The sequence below is a fragment of the Streptomyces sp. NPDC002935 genome (assembly GCF_040611295.1).
Lineage (GTDB): Bacteria > Actinomycetota > Actinomycetes > Streptomycetales > Streptomycetaceae > Streptomyces.
Window position 1 is genome coordinate 137,870 of the sequence record NZ_JBEXNW010000024.1, and the last position, 6,356, is coordinate 144,225.

Annotated in this window: 6 protein-coding genes; 3 read left to right on the top strand and 3 right to left on the bottom strand. The window is 71.7% G+C overall.

The annotated features are described in order from the left end of the window. The first annotated feature begins 18 nt into the window (after positions 1 to 18). Positions 19 to 387 (top strand): DUF6479 family protein, encoded by a 369-nt coding sequence (locus ABZX90_RS28995; protein ID WP_351123313.1) that lies wholly within the window; start codon positions 19 to 21, stop codon positions 385 to 387. A 116-nt stretch (positions 388 to 503) separates the two neighbouring features. Here the strand turns inward: ABZX90_RS28995 and ABZX90_RS29000 are convergent, their stop codons facing one another. Together ABZX90_RS29000 and ABZX90_RS29005 are read right to left on the bottom strand one after the other, a co-directional pair. Beyond that, positions 504 to 1,445 carry an ATP-dependent DNA ligase gene (locus ABZX90_RS29000; protein ID WP_355209568.1) on the bottom strand — a complete coding sequence of 314 codons (942 nt, stop codon included), beginning with the start codon at positions 1,443 to 1,445 and terminating at the stop codon, positions 504 to 506. 165 nt (positions 1,446 to 1,610) lie between these two features. Next, a complete protein-coding gene (locus ABZX90_RS29005; protein WP_351123316.1) occupies positions 1,611 to 2,504 on the bottom strand; it encodes a Gfo/Idh/MocA family oxidoreductase in 894 nt (297 codons plus the stop codon). A gap of 307 nt (positions 2,505 to 2,811) precedes the next feature. On the opposite strand from ABZX90_RS29005, the gene ABZX90_RS29010 reads away from it, so the two are divergent. Next, the gene (locus tag ABZX90_RS29010) at positions 2,812 to 3,600 is read left to right on the top strand and encodes a PIG-L deacetylase family protein (protein ID WP_355209552.1); all 789 of its coding nucleotides are present in this window, start codon (positions 2,812 to 2,814) and stop codon (positions 3,598 to 3,600) included. Between the two features lie 271 nt (positions 3,601 to 3,871). Beyond that, the gene (locus ABZX90_RS29015; RefSeq protein WP_355209555.1) at positions 3,872 to 5,299 is read left to right on the top strand and encodes a M1 family metallopeptidase; all 1,428 of its coding nucleotides are present in this window, start codon (positions 3,872 to 3,874) and stop codon (positions 5,297 to 5,299) included. 31 nt (positions 5,300 to 5,330) lie between these two features. Here the strand turns inward: ABZX90_RS29015 and glgB are convergent. Next, positions 5,331 to 6,356 (bottom strand): 1,4-alpha-glucan branching enzyme (gene glgB / locus ABZX90_RS29020; RefSeq protein ID WP_355209558.1); only part of this gene is annotated, 1,026 nt, incomplete at its 5' end.

Genomic DNA, 6,356 nt, shown 5'->3' on the forward strand with positions numbered 1-6,356 from the left:
TGGGGGTACGCGAACACCATGTACACCGCGAGCCATGATCTGATCGCAGCAAGTTCGACACTGAACGCGGGCGCCGCCTTCATCGGCGGCCTCGTCATCGCTGGTGCGCTCGTCTGGGCCGTCCGGATGGGCATCAGGGTACGGAACCTCGAATCGCGCCCGCCCACTCCCGAAGAGCAGCCGAGGCTGCCCACGACCGGGGCGGTGCACGAGGAGCGGGAGATGCGAGAACCCGACGAGGTTCCGCACGCCGCGGACGAGAGCGAGCGGCTGATGCCGTACAACATGCACTCCGCGAGTACCAAACATGCGGATGACCAGCATCGCAAGCGCTGGCAACCGGGATCCAGCGGGTCCTTCGGCAGCGGCGGACCCGGCAGAACCTGACCGGGACGTGACGGAGCCGACCGCCGACAGCGGCCGGCTCTTTCGCATGTTGCAGGCAAGGCGCACAGGAGACCGGCGCCTTCGCATCGCAGCGCGAGGCCGGACCCCTCGTACGCCTACGGGAGATCCGCCGCCGAGTCCTCGGGAGCGAGGTCGGGACGCAGCCGCAGCCATGAAGGCTGGCGCAGCAGTCCGGCCCGGGTACGGGTGCTGTACCGCACCTCGCCCACCAGCCGGGGCAGCACCCAGCGCGCCTCGGCCGCACGCGGGAGGCTGTCGAAGGGGCAGCGACCGGTCTCGGCGGCCAGCAGGAGCCGGGCGAGTTCGGCGCGCTCGGCCTCGCTCCAGCCGGTGCCCACGCTCCCGACATAGCGCAGACGCCCGGCGTCGCGCTGACCCACGAGCACGGCGCCCGGCAGTCCCGACAGGCGGCCCTTCCCGGGGACCCAGCCGCCGACGAGGACGTCCGCGGTCCTCATGTTGCGGATCTTGATCCACGACCGTGAGCGCACGCCCGGCTCGTACACGGAGTCCAGGCGCTTGCAGACCAGCCCCTCCAGCCCGTTCTCCCGCGTCGCCCGCAGGGCCTGCTCGCCGTGCCCCACGAGTGCCGCCGGCGTCGACCAGTACGGGCCGTCGAGGGCGAGACTCTCCAGTTCCTGCCGCCGCCTCGCGTACCGCAGGCCCATGAGGTCGCTCCCCAGACGCATCACGTCGAACAGGACGAGATGAACGGGAGCCTGATCCGCGCGCCGGGCGGCCTTGCCCGGAGACCGGGCGAGGCCCATCCGGGACTGCAACAGCTGGAAGTCGCCCCGGCCCTGTTCGTCCAGGACCAGCACCTCGCCGTCCAGGACGGCGGCCGTCGTGCCGAGCACGCCGCCCAGGGCCCGGAGTTCCGGGTAGGCGGCGGTGATGTCCTCGCCGGAGCGGGCCCGCAGCAGCACGCTGCCGTCCCCGGGCAGATAGACCACGGCTCGCTGGCCGTCATGCTTCGTCTCGTACGCCCACCGAGGATCCTGCCCGGCCGGTGGCAGCGTTCCGGGGGTCGCGAGCATGGGGGCGATCAGCGGCAGGTTCGGCGGGTTCACAGCCTTTGTGTCGACACGCCACCGGCCGCACACGCATCGCCGACCCCCGTTTCGCCTGAACGGCCGCGCTGGGGTGTGGGCGTGGGTGTGGGTGTGGGTGTTCCGAAGCTGGTGGGTGATCCGGCCGCGGCTCTAGCCTTCCAGCGCCTGGGCGATCAGGGTCTGCAGACGCAGTCCGCGGTGGGCGTCGAGCTCTCCGGACCGCCCCGACCGGACGGCCGTGGCGAACTCGCGGCGCAGCACCGGCCAGGACTCCTCGTGGTCGAGCGCGCCGCCGTCGAAGACCAGCTCGGGGTGGGGGCCGAACAGCTCGATGCGGGTGATCCCGTGCTCGACGTCGATGGACCCCGACAGGGAGGCCTGGCTCACGGTGCCACTGTCGTGCTCGCAGGTGAGTTCGACCCAGCGGCGCGGATCCCCGGTGCCGCGCACGCGGACGATCGGTCCCAGAGCCGCGTCCAGCAGATCGAGAAGGTGCGGCCCGAGGTCCAGCAGCGCCCCGTGCTCAAGACGCCACGGGGTCGCGAAGTGCCCGCCCAGGAAGGCGCCGCTGAGACAGCAGGAGCGCGCGCCCGAGACGTCCAGCGCCCGCGCCTCGGCGAGGAACTGCCGGGTGGCCGGGTGGTAGCGGTTCGTCAGCACGAGCTGGGAGACGACGCCAGAGGCGTCGATGGCGTCCACGAGCCGCCGAGCCGAGGGCAGATCGAGCGCGAGCGGCTTCTCCAGGAGCAGGGCCTTGCCCGCCTCGGCGGCCCGCAGGGCGAGTTCGGCCTGCACGGCGGGCGGCACCGAGAAGGCGACCGCCTCGCAGTCGTCGAGCAGTTCCTCGAACGTTGCGGCGACGGCGGCACCGTGCGGTGCCGCCGTCTCACGTGCGGCCTCCGGCCTGCGTGCCCACACCGACGTCAGTCGCGTCTCGGGTCCGGCGGCGAGTACCCGGGCGTGCACGGCGCGCGCCCAGGGCCCCGCGCCGACGAGCCCCACCCTGACGGGGTCCTGGGTCCAGGTGGGCGAGGTGGTGGTCACGGGCATCTCCTCTGCGACGTGCGGGGCCTGACACGCCGTCGACCGGCGCCGACGCAGGGGACCGGCGGCGACGGCCGGGCGGCGGATCATCGGACGTACGGACAGACTTCACCATGCTGTCGCGGTGTTCGACCAGAAGGGTGGACCGCACGGGCGCGCCGCCCGCCCGCCCGGCCCGGTGCCCGCCCGGCCCTGTGCGCACGCCCGGCCCGGCCCGCCGGGCACACGAGGGCGCGGAACCCCGGCGTACGACCGAGGAAAGCGCGCCTCTGTCCCGCGTGACCCGCCACGCGCCATCATGCGGGGCATGGATCCCACACAGGACAAAGCAGGCTTCGCTGGCGGTCCGGGCCTGGCCGTGCTGGCCGAGGACTGGGAGCGATGTCTCGCCGTGGCCGCTCATCCGGACGACATCGAGTACGGCACCGCGTGCGCCGTCGCGCGGTGGACGGCCCAGGGCAAGCACGTGAGTTATCTGCTGGCGACCAGGGGGGAAGCCGGCATCGACGGCCTGCGCCCGGACCGGGCCGCACCGCTGCGCGAGGCCGAGGAACGGGCCGGCGCTCTGCAGGTCGGCGTCGAGACGGTCGAGTTCCTCGACCACCGCGACGGAGCCGTCGAGTACGGGCTCGGGCTGCGCCGTGAGATCGTGCGCGCGATGCGCCGCCACCGTCCCGACGTCGTGTTGTCCGGCGCGTTCACGGTCCGGATGATCGGCGGCATCACCAACCAGGCGGACCACCGGGCGGTGGGCCTGGCCACCCTCGACGCGGCACGCGACGCGGGCAACCGCTGGATCTTCCCCGAACTGGCCGACGAAGGTCTGGAGCCCTGGAACGGCATCCGGATGGTGTGCTTCGCCGGAGCGGAACAGCCCACCCACGGCGTCGACGTCACCGGCGAACCCCTCGAACGCGGCATCGCGTCGCTGGAGGCGCACGCCGAGTACACCAAAGCCCTGGGCGAGGGTGCCTTCGAACCGCGACCGTTCCTCACCTGGGCGGCCGGAATGGGCGGAGCCGCGCTCGGCGTCGAGTCCGCCGTCCTCTTCGACGTCCACCAGCTCATCCCCGACGGTCCGCCGCCCTGGGTGTGAGCGCGCCAGCTCCGTGCGCTGGGACGGGCCCGGCACGGCGACAGGAGCGGGCCTGACACAGCGACAGGAGGGCCCGGGCACGAGACCCGGGCCTGCCGCCGCGCGCGGCCGGCCCGGGTCCTTCGGGCCGCCACCGAAGTTGCCCCCGCTGCCGGACCGTCACGCATGTCCGTCACGCCACGCGTGCAACTTGACCTGATCGTGGGGGTTCGCGGGCGGAGGGGCTCATAGGCTGTGCGCCAGTGATCACCGTCGAATCGGAGGAGCGAACGTGACACCACGCCCGCAAGAGGCCGCACGACGCACAACTGTCCTTCGCCGCGAAGCCGTTGTCGCGGCCGTCCCCGTCGCCCTCGCCGCGCTGCTCACCGCGGCCGGACCGGCCACGGCGGCCGGTACCGTGGGCTCCGCAGGCGCGGGAGACCCGTACTTCCCCCTCTCGGGCAACGGCGGCTACGACGTCCACCACTACGACCTGACCCTCGGCTACGACCCGCAGAGCCGCCACCTCGACGGCAAGGCGGTCATCACCGCCCGGGCCACCCAGCGCCTGACCCGCTTCGACCTCGACCTCAACGGGCTGAAGGTCACCGGAGTCACCGTCGAGCACGCCAAGGCGGCCTTCCGGCGCGACGGCCAGGAACTCGTCGTCACCCCGCACAAGGCTCTGCGCAAGGGCCAGGAGTTCCGCGTCACCGTCACCTATTCCGGTACGCCCAAGCCGGTCACGGACCCTGACGGTTCCCTCGACGGGTGGATCCCCACGGACGACGGCGCGTTCGTGGCCGGTGAACCCCAGGGCGCGATGACGTGGTTCCCCGCCAACAGCCACCCCACGGACAAGGCGTCGTACGACTTCACGCTGACCGTCCCCAAGGGGAAGACCGCCGTCGCGAACGGTGTCCTGCTCGGGCAGAAGACCACCCAAGGCCGGACCACCTTCCGCTGGCGGCAGTCCGAGCCGATGGCGGCCTATCTCGCCACGGCGACCGTCGGCACGTTCAAGGTCGAGCAGTACACCACCCGCGACGGCCTCAAGGTCTACAACGCGGTCGACCCCCGCGAGGCGACCGCCGCCGCCCCGGTCCTGAAGAAGCTGCCGTCCGTCCTGGCCTGGGAGAGCAAGCTCTTCGGTCCCTACCCGTTCCGGGCCGCCGGAGCCATCGTCGACCGGGCGCCGCAGGTCGGCTACGCCCTGGAGACCCAGACACGGCCCGTGTACGACTCCGCGCCGGACCTGGACACCCTCGTCCACGAGAGCGCCCACCAGTGGTTCGGTGACTCCGTCACCCTGACCAAGTGGAAGGACATCTGGCTCAACGAGGGCTTCGCCACGTATGCCGAGTGGCTCTACACCGAGCAGCACGGCGGCAAGAGCGCGCAGCAGACCTTCGACACGCTGTACGCCACCCCCGCGGGCAAGGACCTGTGGGCGTTCCCGCCCGCCGATCCCGGGAGCGGCGAGCACATCTTCGAGACACCGGTCTACGCCCGCGGGGCCATGGCTCTGCACAAGCTGCGTACGGCCGTCGGTGACGCCGTGTTCTTCCGCGTCCTGCGCTCCTGGGCCGCCGGCCACCGCGACGGGCACGGCACGACGGCCCAGTTCATCAAGCTCTCCGAGCGGGAGTCCGGCAAGGACCTCTCGGGCCTCTTCCACACGTGGCTCTTCACGGCGGGCAAGCCCGCCTCTCCCTGAGGCGGGCTTGCCCCGGGTGGCTGCGGTCGGCTCAGGCCGGCCGCAGCCACACCGTCGCGAGCGGCGGCAGTGTCAGCTCGATGCTCGCCGGACGGCCGTGCATGCCGATCGCCTCGGCCTTCACCGGCTCGGGGTTGGTGACGTCGCTGCCGCCGTAGCGAAGGGCGTCGGTGTTGAGGACTTCCTGCCAGGCGGGGAAGTCCTCGGGGACGCCGAGGCGGTAGCCGTGGCGGACGGCGGGGGAGAAGTGGGAGACGGCGAGCAGGGGGGTGCCGTCGGCGGCGTGGCGCAGGAACGCGAAGACGTTGTCGTCGGCGGCGTCGCCGGCGACCCAGGTGAAGCCGGAAGGATCGGTGTCGCGTTCCCACAGGGCGGCTTCGGCGCGGTAGAGGGTGTTGAGGTCGCGGACCAGGTCCTGCACCCCGCGGTGGTCGGGTTCGGCGTCGTAGGCGGGGTCGAGGAGCCACCAGTCGGGGCCGTGGGCCTCCTTCCATTCGCCGCCTTGGGCGAACTCCTGCCCCATGAAGAGGAGTTGTTTGCCGGGGTGGGCCCACATGAAGGCGAGGTAGGCGCGGAGGTTCGCGCGTTGCTGCCACCAGTCGCCGGGCATCTTGGAGACGAGTGACTGCTTGCCGTGGACGACCTCGTCGTGGGAGATCGGCAGGACGTAGTTCTCGCTGTACGCGTACATCATCGAGAACGTCATCTCGTTGTGGTGGTACTTGCGGTGGATCGGCTCGTGCTGGACGTACTCGAGCGAGTCGTGCATCCAGCCCATGTTCCACTTCAGCCCGAAGCCGAGCCCGCCCTCGGAGGTCGGGCGCGTGACCCCGTCCCACGCGGTCGACTCCTCCGCCATGGTGACGATGCCGGGGTTGCGGCGGTAGAGGGTGGCGTTCATCTCCTGGAGGAAGGCGACGGCGTCGGGGTTGTCCCGGCCGCCGTACTCGTTGGGCGTCCATTGGCCGGGTTCGCGGGAGTAGTCGAGGTAGAGCATGGAGGCGACGGCGTCGACGCGCAGGCCGTCGATGTGGAACTCCTCGCACCAGTAGGTGGC

What these genes read in the sequence shown, in the direction of transcription:
- ABZX90_RS29010 (WP_355209552.1), top strand. Translation starts at nt 2,812, where the DNA reads ATGGATCCCACACAGGACAAAGCAGGCTTCGCTGGCGGTCCGGGCCTG.
- ABZX90_RS28995 (WP_351123313.1), top strand. Translation starts at nt 19, where the DNA reads ATGTACACCGCGAGCCATGATCTGATCGCAGCAAGTTCGACACTGAAC.
- ABZX90_RS29000 (WP_355209568.1), bottom strand. Translation starts at nt 1,445, where the DNA reads ATGCTCGCGACCCCCGGAACGCTGCCACCGGCCGGGCAGGATCCTCGG.